At 73.1% G+C, this 20,801-nt stretch carries 23 protein-coding genes and 1 pseudogene; 8 read left to right on the top strand and 16 right to left on the bottom strand.

Annotated features, from left to right (window positions below; translation table 11 throughout):
- Positions 1-37 precede the first annotated feature (37 nt).
- Entirely contained in the window at positions 38-403 is a 366-nt protein-coding gene (locus E9998_RS18580; protein WP_136531191.1) for a DoxX family protein, read from the bottom strand.
- Between the two features lie 121 nt (positions 404-524).
- Between E9998_RS18580 and E9998_RS27160 the strand changes: the two are divergent.
- Positions 525-728, top strand: a pseudogene (locus tag E9998_RS27160) (helix-turn-helix domain-containing protein); the annotation flags it as partial.
- 92 nt (positions 729-820) lie between these two features.
- Here E9998_RS27160 and E9998_RS25935 read toward each other — a convergent pair.
- From E9998_RS25935 to E9998_RS18550, 6 genes are all read right to left on the bottom strand, one after another.
- Positions 821-1,168 carry a hypothetical protein gene (locus tag E9998_RS25935; RefSeq protein ID WP_204745524.1) on the bottom strand — a complete coding sequence of 116 codons (348 nt, stop codon included), beginning with the start codon at positions 1,166-1,168 and terminating at the stop codon, positions 821-823.
- Positions 1,169-1,205: 37 nt separating this feature from the next.
- Positions 1,206-1,856 carry a leucine efflux protein LeuE gene (gene leuE, locus E9998_RS18570; protein WP_136531190.1) on the bottom strand — a complete coding sequence of 217 codons (651 nt, stop codon included), beginning with the start codon at positions 1,854-1,856 and terminating at the stop codon, positions 1,206-1,208.
- A gap of 199 nt (positions 1,857-2,055) precedes the next feature.
- Positions 2,056-3,114, bottom strand: a complete 1,059-nt coding sequence (locus E9998_RS18565; protein WP_136531189.1) for an AI-2E family transporter — start codon at positions 3,112-3,114, stop codon at positions 2,056-2,058.
- Entirely contained in the window at positions 3,107-3,967 is an 861-nt protein-coding gene (locus E9998_RS18560; protein WP_136531188.1) for a heme ABC transporter ATP-binding protein, read from the bottom strand. Before E9998_RS18560 ends, E9998_RS18565 begins: the two co-directional genes overlap by 8 nt.
- Positions 3,967-5,055 (bottom strand): FecCD family ABC transporter permease, encoded by a 1,089-nt coding sequence (locus tag E9998_RS18555; protein WP_136531187.1) that lies wholly within the window; start codon positions 5,053-5,055, stop codon positions 3,967-3,969. Before E9998_RS18555 ends, E9998_RS18560 begins: the two co-directional genes overlap by 1 nt.
- On the bottom strand, positions 5,052-6,044 hold the full coding sequence (locus tag E9998_RS18550) for a heme/hemin ABC transporter substrate-binding protein (protein ID WP_136531186.1): 993 nt from the start codon (positions 6,042-6,044) through the stop codon (positions 5,052-5,054). The genes E9998_RS18555 and E9998_RS18550 overlap by 4 nt, the downstream gene beginning before the upstream one ends.
- 137 nt (positions 6,045-6,181) lie before the next feature.
- Between E9998_RS18550 and E9998_RS18545 the strand changes: the two genes are divergently transcribed.
- Both E9998_RS18545 and E9998_RS18540 read left to right on the top strand, forming a co-directional pair.
- A complete protein-coding gene (locus E9998_RS18545; protein WP_136531185.1) occupies positions 6,182-7,603 on the top strand; it encodes an HtaA domain-containing protein in 1,422 nt (473 codons plus the stop codon).
- Between the two features lie 5 nt (positions 7,604-7,608).
- Complete coding sequence (locus E9998_RS18540) at positions 7,609-8,997, top strand: HtaA domain-containing protein (RefSeq protein WP_136531184.1); 1,389 nt, start codon at positions 7,609-7,611, stop codon at positions 8,995-8,997.
- Positions 8,998-9,124: 127 nt separating this feature from the next.
- Here E9998_RS18540 and E9998_RS18535 read toward each other — a convergent pair whose 3' ends face one another.
- Complete coding sequence (locus tag E9998_RS18535; protein ID WP_136531183.1) at positions 9,125-9,556, bottom strand: DoxX family protein; 432 nt, start codon at positions 9,554-9,556, stop codon at positions 9,125-9,127.
- Between the two features lie 126 nt (positions 9,557-9,682).
- On the opposite strand from E9998_RS18535, the gene E9998_RS18530 reads away from it, so the two are divergent.
- Positions 9,683-10,771: a winged helix DNA-binding domain-containing protein gene (locus E9998_RS18530; RefSeq protein ID WP_136531182.1), complete on the top strand. Its 1,089-nt coding sequence runs from the start codon at positions 9,683-9,685 to the stop codon at positions 10,769-10,771.
- Here E9998_RS18530 and E9998_RS18525 read toward each other — a convergent pair.
- From E9998_RS18525 to E9998_RS18510, 4 genes are all read right to left on the bottom strand, one after another.
- Entirely contained in the window at positions 10,768-11,991 is a 1,224-nt protein-coding gene (locus E9998_RS18525) for a sulfotransferase family protein (RefSeq protein WP_136531181.1), read from the bottom strand. The two genes, E9998_RS18530 and E9998_RS18525, sit on opposite strands and share 4 nt — an antisense overlap.
- A gap of 173 nt (positions 11,992-12,164) precedes the next feature.
- Positions 12,165-12,716 (bottom strand): DinB family protein, encoded by a 552-nt coding sequence (locus E9998_RS18520; RefSeq protein ID WP_136531180.1) that lies wholly within the window; start codon positions 12,714-12,716, stop codon positions 12,165-12,167.
- Between the two features lie 421 nt (positions 12,717-13,137).
- Positions 13,138-13,875 carry an ABC transporter permease gene (locus tag E9998_RS18515; protein WP_136531179.1) on the bottom strand — a complete coding sequence of 246 codons (738 nt, stop codon included), beginning with the start codon at positions 13,873-13,875 and terminating at the stop codon, positions 13,138-13,140.
- On the bottom strand, positions 13,872-14,801 hold the full coding sequence (locus E9998_RS18510) for an ABC transporter ATP-binding protein (protein ID WP_136531178.1): 930 nt from the start codon (positions 14,799-14,801) through the stop codon (positions 13,872-13,874). The genes E9998_RS18515 and E9998_RS18510 overlap by 4 nt, the downstream gene beginning before the upstream one ends.
- Positions 14,802-14,923: 122 nt before the next feature.
- Here E9998_RS18510 and E9998_RS18505 point away from each other — a divergent pair, with 122 nt between their 5' ends.
- Together E9998_RS18505 and E9998_RS18500 are read left to right on the top strand one after the other, a co-directional pair.
- On the top strand, positions 14,924-16,132 hold the full coding sequence (locus E9998_RS18505; protein WP_136531177.1) for a sensor histidine kinase: 1,209 nt from the start codon (positions 14,924-14,926) through the stop codon (positions 16,130-16,132).
- Positions 16,129-16,734 carry a response regulator transcription factor gene (locus tag E9998_RS18500; protein WP_136531176.1) on the top strand — a complete coding sequence of 202 codons (606 nt, stop codon included), beginning with the start codon at positions 16,129-16,131 and terminating at the stop codon, positions 16,732-16,734. The genes E9998_RS18505 and E9998_RS18500 overlap by 4 nt, the downstream gene beginning before the upstream one ends.
- 21 nt (positions 16,735-16,755) lie before the next feature.
- On the opposite strand, the gene E9998_RS18495 is transcribed toward E9998_RS18500, so the two are convergent.
- On the bottom strand, positions 16,756-17,589 hold the full coding sequence (locus E9998_RS18495; protein ID WP_136531175.1) for an MBL fold metallo-hydrolase: 834 nt from the start codon (positions 17,587-17,589) through the stop codon (positions 16,756-16,758).
- Positions 17,579-18,538 carry an MBL fold metallo-hydrolase gene (locus E9998_RS18490; protein WP_136531174.1) on the bottom strand — a complete coding sequence of 320 codons (960 nt, stop codon included), beginning with the start codon at positions 18,536-18,538 and terminating at the stop codon, positions 17,579-17,581. Before E9998_RS18490 ends, E9998_RS18495 begins: the two co-directional genes overlap by 11 nt.
- 92 nt (positions 18,539-18,630) lie before the next feature.
- Between E9998_RS18490 and E9998_RS26820 the strand changes: the two genes are divergently transcribed.
- On the top strand, positions 18,631-18,930 hold the full coding sequence (locus tag E9998_RS26820; protein ID WP_158299871.1) for a LysR family transcriptional regulator: 300 nt from the start codon (positions 18,631-18,633) through the stop codon (positions 18,928-18,930).
- On the opposite strand, the gene E9998_RS18480 is transcribed toward E9998_RS26820, so the two are convergent.
- Positions 18,924-19,775, bottom strand: coding sequence for a serine hydrolase (locus tag E9998_RS18480; protein WP_158299869.1), 852 nt, complete (start codon positions 19,773-19,775; stop codon positions 18,924-18,926). The genes E9998_RS26820 and E9998_RS18480 overlap by 7 nt on opposite strands.
- A 2-nt stretch (positions 19,776-19,777) precedes the next feature.
- Entirely contained in the window at positions 19,778-20,389 is a 612-nt protein-coding gene (locus tag E9998_RS18475; protein ID WP_136531171.1) for a tyrosine-protein phosphatase, read from the bottom strand.
- 70 nt (positions 20,390-20,459) lie between these two features.
- On the opposite strand from E9998_RS18475, the gene E9998_RS18470 reads away from it, so the two are divergent.
- Entirely contained in the window at positions 20,460-20,774 is a 315-nt protein-coding gene (locus E9998_RS18470) for a hypothetical protein (RefSeq protein ID WP_204745523.1), read from the top strand.
- The last annotated feature ends 27 nt before the right edge of the window (positions 20,775-20,801 follow it).

Here is a 20,801-nt window from a genome sequence, read left to right as displayed (position 1 = left end):
CAGAACAACGCACCAGAGACGAAATAGTTACGGGTTCTTAGAGGGGGTACGGGCCGAAGCGGCCCCAGGCGACGACGCCGGCCAGGACGAGGATCACGATGTTGACGATGAACGGCTCGCCCTTGCGGGCGTGGTAGATCCCGGCGAGGACCATGATGAGGCCGAGGCCGACCGCCGCGAGCGGGGTGAGGATCACGGCGATGCCGGTGACGGCGGGCAGGATCAGGCCGAGGGCGGCGGCGATCTGGGTGGCGCCGATGAACTTGACGGTGGCCGCCGGGAAGTCGTTCACCCACGGCATCGGGCCGGCGAGCTTCTCCTTCGGCTGGGTCGCCTTCATCGTCCCGGCCGCGAGGAAGGCGGCGGCGAGCAGGCCTTGCAGGATCCACAGGAACACGTTCACGGGGTTGACTCCTTGAGCAGGTCGGGCGGTGCCTCCGCTAAACGGAGTGCCCTTTCCGGTTGTTGACGCCGAGTGTAACAACGCAAGCGGATAGGGCATTCCACTTGGGTAGGATGTGCCGATGGAACCGAGCGAGGAGACCGGTCGCTGCGGGCGGGCCCGCCGCCTGCGCAGCGACGCCGAGCGCAACAGGGACCGCATCATCGACGCCGCCCGCGGCGTCTACCGGCGCGACGGCCTCAGCGCCTCGATGGCCTCCATCGCCCGCGCCGCGGGCGTCGGCATCGCCACGCTCTTCCGCCGCTTCCCCACCAGCTCGGACCTCGTGGCCGCGGTCTTCGGCGACGCCATGGAGGCGAACCGGCAGGCGGCGCTGGCCGCGCGGGAGGACCCGTGCGCGTGGGACGGGTTCCGGCGCTACGTGGCGACCGTGTGCGAGCTCCAGGCCGACAACCGCGGGTTCGCCGAGGTGCTGGCGATGAGCTTCGCGTCGGCGAAGGGCATGGAGCGGGCGCGCCAGGAGGCGTTCGAGGCGTTCACCGAGGTGGTAGTGCGGGCCAAGGCCGAGGGGCGGCTGCGGCCGGACTTCATCGGCGAGGACCTGCCGATCCTGCTCATGGCGAACGCGGGCGTGCTCGCCGTGGCGGGCGACGCCGCCCCGGAGGCTTCGCGGCGGTTCGTGGGCCAGATGCTCCGGGCGTTCGCCGTCGAAGGCACCGAGCCGCTGCCGCCCGCGCCGAGCCCGAAGCGGCTCCTGCGCGGCATGGTCCGCCAGCGCCGGACCGGCGGGTTAGGGCCTGTCCTAGCCGGTGGCGAGTTTGGCGGCGAAGCCGATCATGACGGCGCCGACCATGCCGTTGCCGAGGGCGGCGAGCCTGCGGCGGCGCCGGAAGGCCTGGGCGAGGCCGTCCCCGGCGAGGATGAGCGTGGTCAGGTAGACCATGGAGATGGTCTGGATGATGACGTAGAGGACGCCGTAGCTCAGGGCCGGGTAGGCGTAGGTCGGGTCGACGAACTGGACGAAGAACGACACGAAGAACAGGATGGCCTTGGGGTTGAGCAGGCTCGCGACGAGCGCCCTGGTGAAGGGCCGCTCGTTGGCGGCGGCCGCGGGCGCGGGGGCTTCGGCGGGGGCGTCGCCGCGGTGGGCGGCGCGCCAGGCCTTGACGCCGCCGCGGATGAGGCCGAACGCGAGGTAGGAGAGGTAGACGACGCCCGCCCAGCGGACGATGTTGTAGAGCAGGGGCGAGGTGGCGAACGCGGTGGCGAGTCCGGCGGCGGTGGCGATGACGAGGACCGAGTCGCCGCAGAAGACGGCGGCGGCGGCCTTGAAGCCGTCGCGGCGGCCGCGGCGGGAGGCGACGGAGAGGACGTACAGGGAGTTCGGTCCCGGCAGCAGGATGATGAGGACGGAAGCGACGACGTAGGTCCACAGGTCGACGGTGCCGAACACGGGCGTTTCCTCTCGGGGAGGGCCGCTCGCGCGCGGCCGGACGGCACAACAGTACGGCCCGTGGGGCGCGGCGGCAATCCTCGTTTCGGGCGCCGGTCCGGACGGCTCGGAGGGTTGCGGGGCGGTCCTATGCTGGCGTGGAAGACGGGGCCGGTGGCGCGCGCGGGTATGCGCCGCCGGCCCCGTCGCCCTATGCGGGTCAGGAGTTGTCGAGGCGGGGCTGGACGAGCTCCTTGCCGATGAGGCGGATGGCGGCGTAGATGGGCACCGACAGGACGATGCCGACGACGCCGAAGAGCGTGCCGCCCACCAGGACGGCGACGATGGCGGCGAGGTTGGAGACCTTCACGGCCGAGCGCATCACCGTCGGGTAGATGACCCAGTTCTCCAGCTGCTGGTAGGCGATGAAGAAGATCGCGGAGGCCAGCGCGGTCATCGGCGAGACGGCGAAGGCCACGAGGGTCACGACGACGGCGCCGATGGTCGCGCCGATCTGGGGTATCAGGTCGAGGAGCGCGACGAGGAGGGCGAGGATGGCGCCGTAGGGGATGTCCACGATGGCCATGAAGATCCACGAGGAGACGCCCGCGAGGAGGCCGATGGCGAGCGCGCCGATGAGGTAGGCGCCGATCTGGCGGAGGATGCCTTCGAGGATGCGGTCGGTCTGCTCGCGCTTGGAGGCGGCGACGAGGCGCACGACGCCGGTGCGCAGCTGCGTGTAGGCGCCGAGGATGAAGACGGTGAGCAGGATCGTGGTGACGGTCCAGACGAGGCCGTTGGCGGCCGAGGCGGCGCCGCCTGCGACGCCGCCGAGGGCCTTGGAGATGTTCTCGGTGGTCAGGACGCTCTGGGCCCGTTCCAGGAGGCCTGATTCGCCGCCGAAGCGTTCCGCGAGGCGGCTGTCCATGAGGGAGTTGTAGTAGGTGGGGACGTTGTCGACGAACTCGGTGGTCTCGCGCACGAGCGCGGGGATGATCGCGGCGATGCCGCCGCAGAAGACCAGTGCCACGCCGAGGAGCAGGAGCGTCATGGCGAGCCAGCGGGGCATCCCGCGCTTGGTCATGCCGCCGACGATGCGCTGGAGTCCGATGGCGAGGAAGGTCGCCACGACCAGCGCGGTGATGACGGTGCTCAGCTCCCTGACCGACCAGACGAGGGCGTAGGCGACGGCCAGGCCCAGTCCGAGGAGGAGGCCGGCGGTCAGCGGGGGGCTCTGCGAGAGACTTCTGCGAAAGGGCAGTCCGGGTTTGTCAGCCATGGGTGATGTCTAGCAGACCGGTGCCATCGGCGGTGTCCGGCACGCCCCGGAGGGGGGTGACGCGGGGGGCGCCGGTCGCGGGGTCGGCGTCCACTGTGACCGGTTGGCGGTAGACCTCGCCGATCCGCTCGGCGGTGAGGACCTCGGCGGGGGCGCCGCAGGCGGCGAGGCGGCCTTCGGACAGGAGCGCGCACCGGTCGGAGTAGGCGGCGGCGAGGCCGAGGTCGTGGAGGACGACGACGACGGCGCGGCCTTCGGCGGCGAGGGTGCGGCACAGGCGCCCGACGAGTTCCTGGTGGCGCAGGTCGAGTGCGGCGGTGGGCTCGTCGAGGAGTACGAGCCCGGCGTCCTGGGCGACGACGCGGGCGAGCATGACGCGGGCCTGCTCGCCGCCGGAGAGGGAGGTGAAGGCCCGGCCGGTGAAGGCGGCGGCCTCGGTGAGCGCGAGGGCGGCGGCCGTGCGTTCCTCGTCGTCGCCGCCGCGGCCGGTGCCGGTCCAGGGCGCTCGGCCCATGGCGACGACCTCGCCGACGGTGAAGGGGAACGAGACGGTGTGCGCCTGCGGGAGCACGGCGCGGCGGCGGGCGGTGTCGAGGGCGCTCCAGGCGCCGATGGGCCGCTCCCAGAGTTCGACCTCGCCCGCGTCGGCGCGGAGGTCGCCGGAGAGGGCCGCGAGCAGGGTGGACTTGCCGGCGCCGTTGGGGCCGACGAGGCTCAGCACCTCCCCGGCCCGCGCTTCGAGGTCGATGCCGCGCAGGATCTCCTTGCCGCCGAGGGCGACGCGGAGGCCGGTGACGAGGGCGGGGACGTCGGGGACGGGGCCGGGGTCGCGGGTGCCGGATCGCGTTCGCATCAGGCCCAGCCTCCTTGGCGTCGTCGGGTGCGTCGCAGCAGCCAGAAGAAGAAGGGGCTGCCGACGAGTGCGGTGAGGATGCCGAGGGGGACCTCGGCGGGGGCGGCGACGGTGCGGGCCGCCAGGTCGGCCCAGACGATGACGGCCGCGCCGCCCGCGGCCGACAGCGGCAGGAGCGTGCGGTGCCCCGGCCCGGCGACCATGCGGACGAGGTGCGGCACGACGAGGCCGATGAAGCCGATGACGCCGGAGACGGCCACGGCCGCGCCGGTGAGCAGGGCGACGATGACGATGAGTTGCAGGCGCATCCGCTCGACGTCGACGCCGAGGTGGCGGGCGGGCCGCTCCCCCAGGGCGAGCAGGTCGAGGCGGCGTGCGAAGAACGGCGCGGCGGCGAGGCCGAGGGCCGCCAGGGGCGCGACGGCGAGGATCTTCGGCCAGGTCGCCTGCGAGAGGCTGCCCATCTGCCAGAAGGTGATCGCGGTGATCTCGTCGTTGTCGGCGTAGAAGATGAAGACGCCGATGAGCGCCCCGGCGAGGCCGTTGACGGCGACGCCGGTGAGCACGAGCGTGACCACTTCGGTGCGCCCGCCCGAGCGCGAGAGGAGGTACACGATCGCGACGGTGGCGAGACCGGCGAGGAAGGCGCACACCGGGATCGTCCAGTTCCCGGCGAAGGTGAGGCCGAACGCGATGGCGCAGACGGCGCCCACGGCCGCGCCGGAGCTGACGCCGATGACGCCCGGCTCGGCGAGCGGGTTGCCGAACATGCCCTGCATGAGGGCGCCCGCGCAGGCGAGGCAGGCGCCGACGAGGACGCCGAGGACGATGCGGGGGAAGCGGATGTTCCACAGGACGCTCTCGCCGGTGCCCGCGACGGGTTCGCCGCCGAGCCACAGCCGGTGGCCGATCGAGGAGAGGATCTCGCCCGGCGCGATCGCGAAGGCGCCGTTGGCGGCCGAGACGAGGACGCCGAAGGCGAGCAGCACGGCCAGGCCCAGGCCCAGGAGGACGGCGGCGCCCGGGCGGGTCCGGGCCCGCTCGGCGCGGGGCGGGGTCCGGGCCGGGCGCTCGGCGAGGGCCGTCATCCCTCCGTCCCGTGCAGTTGCGCGGCGAGGTCGGCGACGACGTCGCCGGTGCGGGGCCCGTAGTTGAGCATGATCCCGTCGGGCAAGTGCGCGATCCGCTCGTGCTCCCCCGCGGGGGTCTGCGCGACCCCGGGGATCTCCAGCAGGCCCGCGACGCCGCCGACGGAGTCGAGTCCCTTGTCCATCACGAGGATCACGTCCGGCGCGGCGGCCGCGAGCGCCTCGGGGGTGAGCTCCACGAAGTCCCCTTCGAGCGCTGCGGCGCCCGCGTCGACGCCTCCGGCGGCCTCGATGAGCGAGGTCGCGCCGGAGTCGCGGGCGCCGATCATGTAGACCGAGGCCGAGCCGCGCAGGTACAGGAACGCGACGCGCGGCGGGTCGGAGAGGTCCATGCCCTCGGTCGCGGCGGCGATGCCCGCCTCGGTGCGCGCCACGAGTTCGGCGCCGAGGTCGGGGACGCCGAGCACGGCGGCGACGGCCCCGATGCGTTCGGCGGCCGAGTCGATGCCGGTCGCGGGCTCGAAGACCACGATGGGCACTCCGGCGGCCTCGATCTGGTCGAGCGCCGTGTCCGGGCCCGAGCTCGTCTCGGCCAGGATCAGGTCGGGCTGGAGCGACAGGACGCCTTCGGCGGAGATGTCGTGGCCGTGGCTGACGACGGGGAGGTCGGCGGCCTGCTCGAAGGTCGCGGTGATGTCGCGGGCGACGACGCGGTCGCCGAGGCCGAGCGTGAAGACGATCTCCGAGAGCGACCCCGACAGCGGCACGATCGCCTCGGCCGAGTCGATCGTGACGGCCTCGCCCGTGGCGTCGGTGACCGTGGCCGGGAGGACCGGGTCGACGCCCTCGGCGATCGGCTCGACGCGGTCGACGGCTTCAAAGAGCGCCGCGTCGGCGTCGGATTCGCCTGTGCTGCATGCGGTGAGGGCGATCAGCGCGGCGATGGCCGCGGCGGCGCGGGTGGTCCAGCGGGGGCGGCTTCTGCGCACGGGCGTTCTCCAGTCTCGGTCGGGCCGGTCGAGCCTAAGTTAGGTAGCACTAAGTATTCTTAGCACCCCCTTTGCAAGCCTGACCTAACTTAGGTTAGCCTTGCCTCCATCACTTGCCCAGACGGAGGTCCCCCGCCATGCCCCACGCCACCGCCCGCGCCGCCCGGGCACTGCTCGCGGCGACCGCGCTGGTCGCCTCGCTCCTGCTGTGGGCCGCCCCCGCCGCCGCCGAGGACCTCTCCGGCGGCCGGCTCGACTGGGGCGTCAAGGCGTCCTTCCGGACCTACATCACCGGCCCGATCGCCCAGGGCGAGATACAGACCGGCGACGGCGCCTCCACCGTCGACGGCGCCTACCGGTTCCACTCGGCGAGCGGGTCCTACGAGGACGGGACCGCGGTGATCGACTACCAGGGCTGGGTCTACTTCTGGGGCCACGAGGGCGAACTCGACGTGACCTTCGCGAACCCCTCGGTCGAGTACTCGGGCTCCTCGGGCACGCTCTACGTGTACGTCAACGGCTCCCGCACCGACATGGCCTCGCTCGGCGGCGCCGCCCTCGACGTCTCCGGCGGCACCGCCTCGGTCTCGGGCGCCTCGGCGACCCTCACCGCCAACGGCGCCGCCGCCTTCGCGGGCTACTACGAGGCCGGCCAGGCGCTCGACCCCGTGTCCTTCTCCGCCGACGTGGTCGCCGCCGAAGCGCCCGAGACTGAAGAGGCCGAGGAGTCGCCCACGGCCGCAACGGAGGACGACACGGTCAGCGGCGCGGTCCTCGACTGGGGCGTGCGCGCCTCCTGGCGCGAATATGTCTCCGGCGACATCGCCGACGGCGCCTGGGCGACCGAGGACGGCGCGGCCGACGGCGGGGCCGTATTCCGCTTCACCGAAGGCGCGGGCACCGCCACCGCGACCGACTACGAACTGTCCTACCAGGGCACCGTCGCGTTCACCGGCACCGATGTGGACCTCGCCGTCACCGACCCCGTCGTCACCGCGACCGCCGGTGAGGGCGTGCTCTCCGCGGAGGTCGGCGGCGAACGGATCGACCTGGTGGCCTTCGAGGCCGAGCTGACCGAGGCCGACGGGCTGCTGATCGCCGAAGAGGTGCCGACCACGCTCACCGAGGCCGCCGTCCCCGTCTTCGGCGGCTATTACCAGGCCGGCGACCCCATGGACCCGATCCTCATCGCCGTCCCGCTCACCGCCGACGCGGTCCTCCCGCCGCTCCCGGACCTGGGTTCGGACCCCGTCGAGGCGAGCCCGAGCGACACGCCCGAGGCGACCGCCGCCGCCGAGCGCACTGAAGAGGGCGCGAACCCGCTGGTGTGGATCGTCCCGGCCGCGCTCCTCGTCGTCTTGGCCGCCGCGGCGGCGGCCGTCGCGATCACTCGGCGCCGCGGGCGCACCGGCCCCGAGGCCGCCGAGACCACCGTGGAACCGGCAGCGGAGCCCACCCCCGCCGATGCCGACGCTTCCGCTGAGAACGGGCGGGGCGGCCCCACCGCCCCGCCCGCCGCGCCCTCTGCCGAGGGCTCGGGAAACGACAAGGAGAAATAGCACCCATGAAGTCCCCCACCCGAAAGCGTATCGCGGGCCTGGCCGCCCTCGTGGTCGGCGCAGGCGCGGCCGTCGCCTTCGCGGCCGCCCCCGCCGCCGCCCAGACCGCGACGAAGTACGAGATCGTGGACGGCTCCGTCACCTGGGGCGTCAAGGCCTCGTTCCGGAACTACATCACCGGCCCGATCGCGCACGGCGAGATCACCGTCTCGGACGGCGCCGCGCAGAACGGCGACGGCACCTTCACCTTCGGCGGCGCCGAGGGCGTCACCGACCTCGGGGCGCAGACCTACACCGCCGCGACCGAGGGCGGCGTCCACTTCTACGGGCACGACGGCGCGCTGGACCTGCTGCTGGAGAACATCGAGTTCACCGCCGACCACGGCTCGTACAGCGGCGAGATCATCGCCGACGTGACGTCCCTGGGCGAGCCCTCGCAGGACGTGGTCATCGCCGAGTTCGACTACAGCGGGGTCGCCTCGCCGTGGACGAACACCGACGGCTTCGCGCGCCTCGACGACGTGCCGACCACGCTCACCGAAGCGGGCGCCGAGGCCTTCGCCGGGTTCTACTCGGCGGGCACCGCGCTCGACCCGGTCTCGATCGCGATCAAGACCGACATGAACGCCCCGATCGACCCGCCGACCACCGAGGAGCCGACCGACACCGAGGAGCCCACCGAGACGACCGAGGAGCCGACCGGCGAGCCCGCCACGGTCTACGAGGTCACCGGCGGCGCCGCCGACTGGGGCGTCAAGCAGTCCTTCCGCGACTACGTGACCGGCCCGATCGCGCACGGCGAGATCACCGTCCTCGACCCGGCCGCCGACAACGGCGACGGCACCTACCGCTTCCCCGACGCCTCGGGCGCCTTCACCGCCGAGACCTGCGCGCTCGACGCCTCCTTCGAAGGCGGCGTGAACTTCTACGGCCACGACGGCGAACTCGACCTCGACCTGGTCGACCTGCGGGTCGCCAGCGTCGACGGCGGCCTGGCCCTCTACTCGGGCGAGGCCCTCATCGCGAACGTCGCGGTCGAGCGACTCGCCGTCGCCGACGGCGCGATCGGCGTCGACGCCGCCCCCGCCACGGTCGCCGCCGCGGGCGTGGACTTCTTCGGCGGCTTCTATCCCGAGGGCACCGACCTCGACGCCGTGTCCTTCACCGTCGAACTCGCCGACGCCCCCGACACCACCTGCGAGCCGACCGGGAACCCCGGCGGCGGCACCGGCGGCGACGACGACCCGACCGCGACCGACGTCGCCGGCGCGGGCACGCCCAAGCTGCCGGTCACCGGCTCGCCGCTCATGATCGTCCTCGTCGCCGCCGCGGTGCTCCTCGCGGGCGGCGCCGGAGCGATGATCCTGGCCCGCCGCCGCGCGGTCCAGGTCTGATCCAGCACTCCGCAAGTGGGGCCGCCCCAGCCTGCAAACCGGGGCGGCCCCTCCCCCGCGTTCCGCGCGAGCGAAAGGGCCGGTGGCGATGCCACCGGCCCTGTGCCGTGCAGGGGTGCGGGCGCGTTCAGACGGCCTGCTTGAAGCCGTAGGCGAACAGGCGCCGCGTCTGGTAGAGGCGTCCCCAGGCGATGAAGACGAAGAGGACCAGCAGGATCAGCGGGGTGTAGACGGGGAAGTCGAGCACGGTGGCGTTGAAGATCGCGGCGCCGACCATGAGCAGGCTCAGGCCGATCGCGGCCAGGCCCGCCAGGCGCGGGACGAGCAGGCCGACGCCGCCGGCCAGTTCGAGGGCGCCGATGCAGTACATGAACCAGTCGCCCCAGCCGATGAGGTCGAAGCCCTCGGCGGCGGACTCGTGGCCGATGAGCTTCGGCCCGGCGGAGGCCACGATGAGGAACACGGCGAGCAGGATCTGAAGGACCCACAGGGTGACGTTCAGGGCGCGGCCCGGGCCGGCCGCGGCGTTGGTTTCGGGGGCGATGTCGTTGGCGCTCATGATGTCTCACACTTTCGGGAGTTTCGGGCTCTTGCCGGTTATGACGAGGCCCGCACCGCGGATTCATCGCTTCGCGACGAACTGGAGTCGGGCCCCGATGTCGGCCTCGGCGGATACCGTGGGGCCATGATCGACCGTCGCCTGGTCACCAGGTACCGCGTGCACGCCCAGCAGCTCGACCGGGAGGCCGGGAGCCTCGCCGACACCGCCGTCCTCGACCTCGGCGCGCAGGACACCGGCCCGGACGGGGCCCTGTGGGCGCTGGAGGCGCGCGGGGTCGACACCGCCGCGATCGAGGAACGGGACCTGGTGTGGCTGTGGACCCTGCGGGGCGCGCCGCACTGCTACCGGCGCGCCGACCTCGCGCAGGTCGCCGCCGCGGTCGCGCCCTGGTCGGACGCCGACGCCGCCAAGCGGATCTTCGACGCCGCCAAGCCGCTCAAGGCCGCCGGCATCCCGATCCTGGAGGCGCTCGACGTCGTCGCCGGGCACATGCGGGCGATCGTGACCGCCCCTACCGCCAAGGGCGAGCTGTCGTCGCGCCTCAACGCGGCGCTGCCCGAGCCGTACCAGCGCTTCTGCCGGGTGTGCGACGCCGTGCACGTCTACGAGCAGCCGTTCCGGATCGCCGCGGTCCGCGCCGGGCTCGAACTGGAGCCGCACACCTCACCGCCGGTCCTGCGGCCCGTCCCCGGGTTCGCGCCCGCGGAGGCGTTCGAGGACCGGCTCGATCCGCTGCGCGCGTACCTGCGCCTGTGCGGGCCCGCCACCGTCAAGGAGGCCGCCGAGTACCTCGACTCGCCGGTCAAGGAGGTCAAGGCGCACTGGCCGGAGGACGCCGTCGAGGTCGACGTGGAGGGCGAGGCCCGCTGGATCCTCACGGCCGACGAGGACGCGCTGCGCGGCGCCGAGGCGGGCGGCACCAGGCTCGTCGGCCCCTACGACCTGTTCCTCCAGAACCGGGACCGGGCCTCGATGGTGCCGGACCCGGTGCGCCGCAAGGCCCTGTGGCCCGTGCTCGGCCGCCCGGGCGCGGTCCTGACGAGCGGCGAGATCGCGGCACTGTGGCGACCCCGCAAGTCCGGGAAGCGGTTCACCGTCGCCGTCGAGCCCTGGCGCGCCCTCACCGGCCCCGAGCGCACGGCGGTCGAGGCCGAGGCCGAGCGGCTCGCCGCGTTCCGGGGCGTCCCGCTCACCGGCGTCGAGTTCACCTAGTGGTGTGATCCCGCGTTGAGGTTGTCCACGAAGAGCCCGTAGTCGCCGAAGGCCTTGTCGATCATCTCCGGTTCGAGCCCGTAGTGCACCATCGAGTACTCGTGGCCGCGCTGGTCGCGGGGCCGGTCGAGGGCGTCGGCGAGGTTGCGTTCGTCGGCGTCCGACCACTTGAGGTCGAGCTGCTCGAACAGCTCGGGCACGTGGCGGAACGGGTCGGCCATCATGGCGTGGTAGGCGACGTCGACGGTGTTCTCCCGGGGCATCCTGGTGCGCTGCACGCGGGCCCGCTCGACCATCTCGGGCAGGATGTCGAGCCAGATCCGCCCGATGCGGTGCGGGTCGACGCCCTTGGGCCTGTTGTGGAGGTACCCGAGCGACTCGGCCATGGAGCACATCGAGCCCATGACGGTGTGCGGGTCGCGGTGCGTCCACACGAACTTCGCGTCGGGGAAGACGTCGTGGATCGCGGCGGTCTCGCCCAGGCAGTCGGGGTGCTTGAGCATCCAGCGGGGCGCGGGGCGCCGGTGCTGGAGGATCTGGAGCGCGTCGCGCACGAAGCGGTAGTCGGGCCGGGCGTCGTAGTCGCGCAGGAACTCGACGTACTCGGGCATGGGCGCCATGGTGTTGTGCAGGCGGCTCTGGTTGAGCAGGAAGTAGATCTCCTCGACCCAGTCGGCGCGCACGGGGTGGATGCGGCCCCAGGAGGGGCTGAGGGTGAGGATCTGGTCGAGCTTGCGCTGCGTCTGGCGGCGCAGCCGGGCCTCGTCGTCCACCGAGCGCGGCAGGCCGATGTTGTCCATCTCCCACATGTACGGTCCCCTGCCGCCCTGGGCGTTCGCGAGGATCTTGTGGGTCAGGGTGGTCGCGGTGCGCGGCAGGCCGATCACGAAGACCGGCGCCTCGATCCGTTCTTCGAGGACCTCGGGGTGGGCGGCCTGGAGGCGCCTGACGTGGAAGAGGTTGTTGATGCGGGTCCTGATCATGTCGTGGACCGAGAGCCAGCCGACGCCGCTGAGCGTGTCGACGGCGGCGATGCGGTGCAGGAGGGACCGCAGGTTCTCGAGCGAGCGCTCGTCCTCTTCGGTGAGGGCCGCGTCGCCCGGCGCGGCCCGCTCCTTGGCGAGGAAGCCGTCGAAGACCTTGTCGGGCCGGTGCCGGGCGCGGGCCGCAGGTGCGGTCAAAGCGTTCACGAATCGCAGGCGCGGGGTGGTGCGGCGCATGGAGGGTCCTCTCTCCGTTGGCGGGGGGCGCCATTGGGGGCGGGAGACACACGTACCGTAGCGCAGTTGTCTCACTGCGAGAAGGCCTTTCGCACACCTTTATCACTTGTGGTCGGTCGCGGGCGATCCGAGCTGCATTTCCGAGTCATTCCATCGGAGTGGTGGCCTTGCCCCTATTCGCCGACTTCGCCGTCGATCGACTCGCGGATGAGGTCGGCGTGGCCGTTGTGCCGCGCGTACTCCTCGATCATGTGGACGAGGATCCAGCGCAGGGTCGGGCGGCGCCCGTCGGACCAGGCGGTGGCGGCGGGACGGGAGAGGCCGCCGTCGGCGAGGGCCTCGGCCGTGAGCGCGCGGGCGGTCTCGACGCTCCCGCGCCACAGCGAGCGCAGATCGTCGGGCTCGTCGTCGGCGGCGGAGTGCCAGTCCCAGTCGAGGTCGGCCTTCCAGTCCACCGAGTCCCAGGGCTCGCCCGCGGGCCGGGCGAGCAGGAACCTGGCGAACCAGTCGGTCTCGACGTACGAGAGGTGCTTGAGCATCCCGCCGAGGGTCATGGTCGACACGCCCACGGTCGCGTTCAGGCCCGCGGCGTCGAGCCCGGCGGTCTTCCACGCGAAGGTCGCGCGCTGGTAGTCGAGGAAGCCCAGGAGGGTGGCGGCCTCGTCGCCCGCGACGGGGGGTTCGGGGCGGCCGTGGTCGTCGATGAGCGCTTCGGGTTCGGTCATGACCGGAATCTACTCGGGCGGCGCGAAAGCCGGAGCCCGCTCCCCCGGATCTGGGGAGCGGGCTCCGGAGTCGTTCGTGAGGGCAGTCGTAGGTAGGGACGGTCGTTCGCGGGTGTCGGAGACCGTCGGCGTCCGGGCGATGAACGGCGGCCGAATGCGCCATTGGATCGGGCGGTGAATGCGCATTGTCGTGGTGGGCCGGCGGCATTCTCATGCCGCCTTTGGTCGCCGCTGTCGACCATGTGTCCACAACATACGGTTTTCGGGAATGCCGACGATATCGCCCAAGCCTAATTCCGCGCGCCTTACCGGTCAAGGCGTCGGGGCCGCCGGTTCGAGATTCAGCTGTTCAGCCGATGCCCTGTCCCTCCATCAGACAGCCCCGCCATCAGGCAGCCCCGCCACAAGCCAGCGGCGCCCTTCAGGAGCGCGGCCGCCAGCGGAACAGGCGGGCCGCGAGGTACGACAGCGCCGCCGCGACGGCGAGCGAGACCGCGAGCGGACGGGCCAGCGCGGCGAGGAGCGCGGTGCCGGGTTCGGGGCCGTCCCAGGCGAGGCGCGTCAGCTCGGCGAGGGCGGCGCCGGGGACGGCCGAGCGCAGGAGGGCGACCGTCTCCCCCGCGGGCGTCAGGGCCGCGAAGACGCCGAAGACGATCACGAGCATGCCGGGGAGCACGGTGATCTGGGCGGCTTCGGGGCTCTTGGTGAAGGAGGCGGTGAGGAAGCCGAGGGCGACGGCGGTGGCCGCGCCGTTCGCGAAGGCGAGGACGAGGAGGTCGAGCCGGACGGGGGCCGAGTCGGTGGCCCAGCCGGTGGCGGCGAGCACGATCGCGGCCTGGGCCAGGACGATGAGCACGAGGGGTGCGGCGAGTCCGGTGACGATGGAGGCGGTGGAGGCCGGGGAGGTCCGCAGCCGCTGGAGGTAGCGCTGCTGGCGCCGGGCGGCGAGGGTCATGGTGGTGGTCGTGTAGAGCCCGAAGAGCTGGAGCATGGCGAGTTGGACGGCAGCGAGGGCGCCGGGCGCGCCCGCGGTGGCGGCGATGCCGGAGCGGGATATGAGGACGGCGAGGAGGAGCGGGAGGATCGCGGCGGTGAGGAGGACGGTGCGGTCGCGGAGGATGAGGCGGGTCTCGGCGACGGCGAGGGCGAGGGCGGTCATGCGCGGGTCCGTTCGGTGCGGGCGGATTCGAGTTCGGCGAAGACCTCGTCGAGGGTGGCGGGGCCGGCCTTGAGGTCGCCGAGGTCGACGCCGGTGCGGGCCGCCCAGTCGAGGAGGCGGTGGAGGTCGGCCTGGAGGGCGGTGGTGCGGACGGTGAGCGTGTCGCCGTCGATCGCGGTCCGCCCTTCGAGCGGGGGCAGGTCTAGTGGGTCGAACGGTTCGGGGCGCATGGTGATCCGGGCTTCGTGTGCGGCGGTGACCTCGGCGACGGTGCCGAAGCGGACGATCCTGCCGCGGTCCATGATGGCGACGTGGTCGGCGAGTTCGGCGGCCTCGTCGAGGTAGTGGGTGGTGAGGACGACGGCGGTCCCGGCGGCGGTGAGGTCGCGCAGGAGGTCCCAGGTGCGCCGCCGCGAGGCGGGGTCGAGGCCGGGGGTGGGTTCGTCGGCGAAGAGGACTTCGGGCTCGGTCGCGGCGGCGAGCGCGAGGTCGAGGCGGCGCCGTTCGCCGCCGGAGAGGTCGCCGACGCGGAGGTCGGCGCGGTGGGCGAGGTCGACGCGGTCGAGGGCGGCGGGGCGCGGGGGCAGGCGGTGCAGGTCGGTCCACAGCCGGAGGGTCTCGGCGACGGTGAGGCCCTCGGCGAAGCCGGTCTCCTGGCCGATGGCGGCGACGCGCCGGGCGAGGTCGCGGCGGTGGCGGGCGGGGTCGCGGTCGAGGACGGCGACGGTGCCGGCGGCGGGGCGGCGCAGCCCGAGCGCGGTCTCGACGGTGGTGGTCTTGCCCGCGCCGTTGGTGCCGAGGAGGGCGAACAGCTCGCCGGGGTGGACGGCGAAGGAGACGTCGTCGACGGCGGTGAAGGCGCCGTACCGGCAGGTGAGGCCGCGGACGTCCACTGCGGGGAAGGCCGGGCCGGTCGTGGTGGTCATGGTTCGATCCTTCCGGCGCGGGGGCGGGGCCGGTAGTGCCGAATGCGCACCGGTCGCGGTGAGATCCGGGTGCCGGTCGAGCTGACAGATGTCATGCGGGGCGCGGGTGGTTGAATCGCGGGGTGTCCCTGAGAGATGAGCGTCCCGCGCGTGATTTGAGCCGCCTGCGCCACTACACGTTCTTCACCCTGATCGGTTCGGGCCCGATGGCGCTGTTCGCTGCGGCGCTGTTCCTGGCGGGCGCCCGACTGGACGGCACGGCGCTGCCGCTGGCGGCCGGCGCGGCGACGGCCTCGGCGGCGTTCTGCACGACGGCGCTGGCGCTGCACTGGCACGGGCAGGGCAGGTGGCGGCGGCGGATCTTCTGGGGCGCTTCGCTGGCGATGCTGGTGGCCGGCGCTGTGGTCGAGGCGCGGCAGTCCTCGGTCGGCCCCGCGTGGGCGGCCCCGGCGGGCCTGCTGGTCGCGGAGGCGGCCCTGTGGGCGGCGCCGGGGAAGCGGGCGCGGGCGCTGCTGGCAGGTTGGGGCGCGGCGCTGGCCGCTGCGGCGGTGCTGGCGCAGGCGGGCCTGATGGAACGCGAGGCGGTGTTCATGTCGGTGCTGCTGGTGCCGGCGATCGCGGGCGGGATCGTCTGCCAGCTGTGGCACTACCAGGTGGCGCGCGAGCTGGAGACGGCCCGCGGGGTGGCGGCGGAGTTGGCGGTGGCCGAGGAGCGGCTGCGGTTCGCCGGGGAGCTGCACGACGTGCAGGGCGGGAACCTCCAGGCGATCGCGTTGAAGTCCCAGGTCGCGCGGCGGCTGCTTGAGGTGGACGCCGACCGGGCCGCCGCGGAGATGCGCGCGGTCGAGGACCTGGCGCGGGATGCGCTGAAGGACACGCGGGCGGTCGTGGGCGGCTACCGGAAGGTGGCGCTGGCCGACGAGATCGATTCGGCCGCGAGGATTCTGAAGTCGGCGGGCGTGCAGGCGACGGTGCCGGACGCCGCGCCGCGGCTCGACGAGGACACCGAGCGGCTGCTGGGCCTGCTGGTGCGGGAGGCGACGACGAACCTCATCCGGCACGCCGAGCCGACCGCCGCGAACGTGTCCATCGTGGAGGTCGACGCCTCGGTGACGGTGACGGTCACCAACAACGGCGCTCCGGAGCCGGTCGGGGACGGCAACGGCCTGTCGATGCTGACCGAGCGCTTCGGCGAGGCGGGCGGGAGCGTCGAGCACGCCCACGACGGCGACCGGTTCGTCCTCAAGGGGACGCTGCCGCGCCCGCAGCCGCCGGTCCAGGCGCGGCCGCGCCGGCTCCTGCGTCAGGTCCCGAGGCGGCTGCGGCGATGACCTCGCTGCTCATCGCCGACGACGAGACGCTGGTGCGCGAGGCCCTTGCTGTCCTGCTCGGACTCGAAGCGGACTTCGCAGTGGTCGCCCAGGCCGACAACGGCGCCGACGCGGTCGAGCTGGCCGCCGAGCACCGCCCGGACGTGGCGGTCCTGGACCTGGAGATGCCCCCGCGCGACGGGCTGTGGGCGGCCGAGCGCATCCGCGAACGCTCCCCCGAGACCCGGCTCATGCTGGTGACGCGCCACGCCCGGCCGGGCGTGCTGCGCCGGGCGCTGGCGGCGGGCGTGTCGGGGTTCGTGCCGAAGACGACGCCCGCGGAGTCGCTGGCGCGCATCATCCGCGACATCGCGGCCGGGCGCCGCTACATCGATCCGGACATCGCCGCGACGGCGCTCACCGAGGACCGCTCGCCGCTGACGGACCGGGAGCTGGACCTGCTGCGGGCGACCAGGGGCGGGGGCACGATCGAGGAGATCGCGGCGGAGCTGCACCTCGCGCCGGGGACGGTGCGCAACTACCTGTCGACGGCGATGCGCAAGCTGGACAAGCGGACCCGGCACGCGGCGGCCCGCCACGCCTGGGAGCAGGGCTGGATCTGACCCCCGGGCGCGGCGGGTCGCTCAGGCCTCGATCGTGAAGGACTCCAGATGGTCCAGGAGCACGTACCGCGAGTCGGGGCTGACCTCGGCGAGCCGCTCCCCGAGGGCCGCGGCGCCGAAGAGGTCCACGGCCGGTTCGGTCAGCGGCAGCTCGTAGTCGTCCCAGTGGGTCGGGATCACGTACGGCGGGTGGCCGGTCGCGGCCATGATCCGCTCCTCGTAGCGCGGGTAGTGCGGGTTGGGGCCCTGCATGAACAGGACGGTCGGGCGGATGCCGGCCACCTCCCGCTCGTGGAAGGCGGGCGTGCCGTTGAAGAACAGCGAGACGGTGCCGTAGGTGAGCAGGTAGGCGAGGCTGCCGCCCTCCACGAGGTCCTCGATCCGCTCGGGCCGCTTCGGGGCCGGGCCCGGCCGCGTCCCGGGGAACAGCAGCGACTTGTGCCTGCCGGAGACCCCGTGCGAGGCCGGGAAGACCTCGACGGTCCAGTCCTCGAACCGGTACAGCTCCCCGCCGCCGACCTGGGCGAGCTGCGCCTCGGGCGCTCCCATGGCCCGCAGCAGGTTGAGGTGGGTCTCGGTGCCGAGCACGGTGGCGCCGGTCTTCTCGGCGACGTACGGGATGTCGGCGATGTGGTCGAAGTGGCCGTGGGTCACCAGGATCGCGTCGGCGGCGCCGACGTGCGCGTCCACGGCCGCCTCGTCCACGGTGAGCCGGGTCTTCGGGTCGAAGGCGCCTTCGACGGTGGCGCCGGTGTAGGTGCGCGAGAGGTACGGGTCGACCAGGAAGGTGCCCGCACCTCCTGTGACCTCCCAGGCGTTGGTGCCGAGCCAGCGGACGGTGACCTCAGAACTCATGGCTCTCCAGGTGGTCGATGACGATGAACTCGGTGTCGGGGCTCGCGGCGGCCACGCGGTCGCGCAGCGGCCTCCAGTCCGCGCCGATCTCGGCCGGCTCGGTGAGCGGCTCGTCGAAGTCGTCCCAGTGGGAGGCGACCACGTACGGCGGGTAGCCGGTGGCGGCGAGCAGGCGCTCCACGAAGTCGGGCGAGTGGCCGCCGCCGGGCTGGAGGAACAGGACCGTGGGGCGGATGCCCTCGATCTCGTGCTCGTGGAAGCTCGCCGAGCCGAGGTTGAAGAACGACACGCCGCCGAAGTCGACTAGGTAGGTGAGGCTGCCGCCCTCCACGAGGTCCTTGATCCGCTTGGGGCGCTTGGGGGCCCGGCCAGGCAGGGTGCCGCCGAACTGGATCTGCTTGTGCTCGCCGCGGGTGGAGTGGGAGGACTTGAAGACCTCCACGGTGTACTCGGCGCCCGCCTCGTTCGTGAAGCGGTACAGCTCGCCGCCGACGACCTGCGAGAGCTGCTCGGCCGGGGCGTCCATGGCGCGCAGCAGGTTGAGGTGGGTCTCGGTCCCGAGCACCGTGGCGCCGGTCTTCTCGGCGACGTAGGGCACGTCGGCGATGTGGTCCCAGTGCCCGTGCGTGACGAGGATGGTGTCGGCCTTCGGCAGGTGCTCGTCCACGACGTCCCGGTGGACCTCGATCTCGGTCTCGGGGTCGGCGCCCTCGGGCGTGTAGGCGCCGGTCGGGAAGCGGCTCACCCACGGGTCGATGAGGACGGTGGCGGTGTCGGTGCTCAGCTCCCAGGCGTTCGTGCCGAGCCAGCGCAGGCGCACGGTCGGGCTCGCGGCCTGGGCGGCGGCGAGGCCGCCTCCCCCCGCGGCGGTGGCGATGGCGGCGGCGCCGGTGCCCTTGAGGAGGCCTCGGCGGCGAAGGGACGGGGTCGAGTCATGGGTCGTGGTCATGGCGGACAGTCAAGCCCGGTTCCGGCCGACCGTCCAATATCAACACGCGAATCGGCCGATACGCGTGTTGATATCGTTGCCGCGTGGACATCATGCGGCACTTGGAATGCTTCCTGGTGGTTGGTGAAGAACGTCACTTCGGTCGGGCCGCGGAGCGGCTCGGCATGGAGCAGCCGCCGCTGAGCCAGCGCATCCGGCGCCTGGAGAAGGAGCTCGAAGCGGACCTGTTCGACCGCTCGGGCGGCCGCGTCCGGCTCACCCCGGCCGGGCACGTGCTCATGCGGGAGGCGCCGGACCTGTTGAAGCGGCACCGGCGGATGCGGGAGCTGGTGCGCCGCGCGGCCGAGGCCGACCCGGCGGACCCGCCGCGCCCGTGGACCGAGATCTACTGACCGAGGCGTTCGGTCAGGGCGAGCGCGGCGCGGCTCATGGCGAGCTCGACCTCTCGGGTGTTGTCGCGCGTGACCTGGACGAAGACGGCGATGGCGTGGCGCCTGCCGTCGGGCCACTCCCAGACGGCGACCTCGTTGCGCCAGCCCGGAAGCGAGCCGGAGCGGCCGAACACGCGGACCTCGCTGGGGGCGAGGCGGGAGAGGCGCCCGCCGGTGAGCTGGCGGGCGGTCCAGGCGCGCAGGTCGGCGGCGACGGCGGCGGGGCCGTTCCAGATCAGGCGCAGGAACGCGGTCATGTCGGCGGGAGTGGAGGCGTTGGTGCGCATGGGGTCCCAGGCGCTCGTGCCGCGCAGTTCGGCGGTCGAGACGGCGCCGCTGGCGAGGACGTGCGCGAGGGCTTCGAGGTCGGCGATGTCGAGGTCCCTGGCGACGTCTTCGAGGATGGCGCGGGGCGGGCCGATGAGCCTGGTGCGCTTGAGCCCGAGCCGGGCGGGCAGCCCCCGGAGCGCGCCGGGCCCGAGGAGCCCGGCGACGAGGTCGGCGGCCGTGTTGTCGGAGACCTCCATCATGAGCGCCGCGAGGTCCCATGCGGCGATGTGCGCGTCGTGCCGGAACCCGGCGGTCCCGGTCCCGCCGAGCCGGTCGGCGGCCGTGACGCGGACGGGCGCGGCCGGGTCGATGAGCCCTTCCTCGACCTGGCACCGGAACTCCCAGGCGATGAACAGCTTCACCACGGACACGAGAATGACCGGCTCTTCCTCCCCCACACCGATCCCCCGCCCGTCGGCGAGGTCCCGGATGTGCGCGAACGCCTTGGCGCCCAACGGCGCGAACAACTCGTCCACGATCACCCGCCCAACCGGAGCACGGCGGCGTCGAGCTGCGCGGCGGAGACTCCGGCGCCGGCGAGGTAGGCGCGTGCGCCGCCGTACCGGCGGTCGAGGTGGTCGAGGAGGCCGATCATGGCGCCGCGCTCGGCGCCGGGCGTGAGCGCGTAGTCGTCGGCGATCGCCGCGGCGTCGGCGCCCGCGACGGCGAGAAGGAGCGCGATGAGGGTGCCCGTGCGGTCGCGCCCCGCATGGCAGTGCACGAGGACCGGGCCCGGTGGTGCCTTCGCGACGGCGCCGAAGGCGGCGGCCGTCTCGGCCGGGAAGCGGTCGAGGAGGACACGGCCGTCGTCCACCGCGGCGAGATCGGTGTCCTCGCCTTCCATCGGGACGTTGCGATAGACGGGGTCGCCGCGAAACGGGCTCGGGAACGCCTCGGCCTCCCAGCGGTGCCGCAGATCCACGATGCGGGCGACGCCGAGGGCGCGGACGGCGGCGACGCCTTCGGGGGTGAGACGGTCGTGGTTGTCCGAGCGGAGGAGTGCCCCGGGCTCGACCGCGCGGCCGCCGGGGAGCGGGGTGCCCGCGAGGTCGCGGGCGTTGCGGCAGTCGGGCAGCGCGAGTGTCGGCATGGGGTCCTTCCGGATGCGGGCACACCAGGGTAGCCGGGCGGCTCGACCGGCGCCGCTATGCTCGGTGTTCATGGAGGATGAGCACCCGCTGGTGCGCGAGGTGTACCCCGAGCTCGTGGAGGAGCTGGCCCGGCTGCTGGAAGCCGACGGCGAGCGGTACCTGTCGATCGTGGTGCGGGACGTGCGGCTGGTCGCGCCCTGCGAGTGCCGCGACGACTTCTGCCAGAGCCTCCGCACCGCCGAGCACCCGCCCGGGACGCCGTACGGACCCGGCCACCGCAACGTCATGCTCGACCCCGCGGAGGGAATGCTCATCCTCGACGTGGTCCACGAGCGGATCGTCTACATAGAGGTGCTGTTCCGGGCGCCGATGCGGCGCTGTTAGCGAGGCTCCTCGCGCGCGGTCGCCGCG

Origin of the sequence: Glycomyces paridis (assembly GCF_004912155.1) — a bacterium.
Taxonomy (GTDB): Bacteria; Actinomycetota; Actinomycetes; order Mycobacteriales; family Micromonosporaceae; genus Glycomyces; species Glycomyces paridis.
This window is presented reverse-complemented; position numbering and strand designations above follow the sequence as displayed.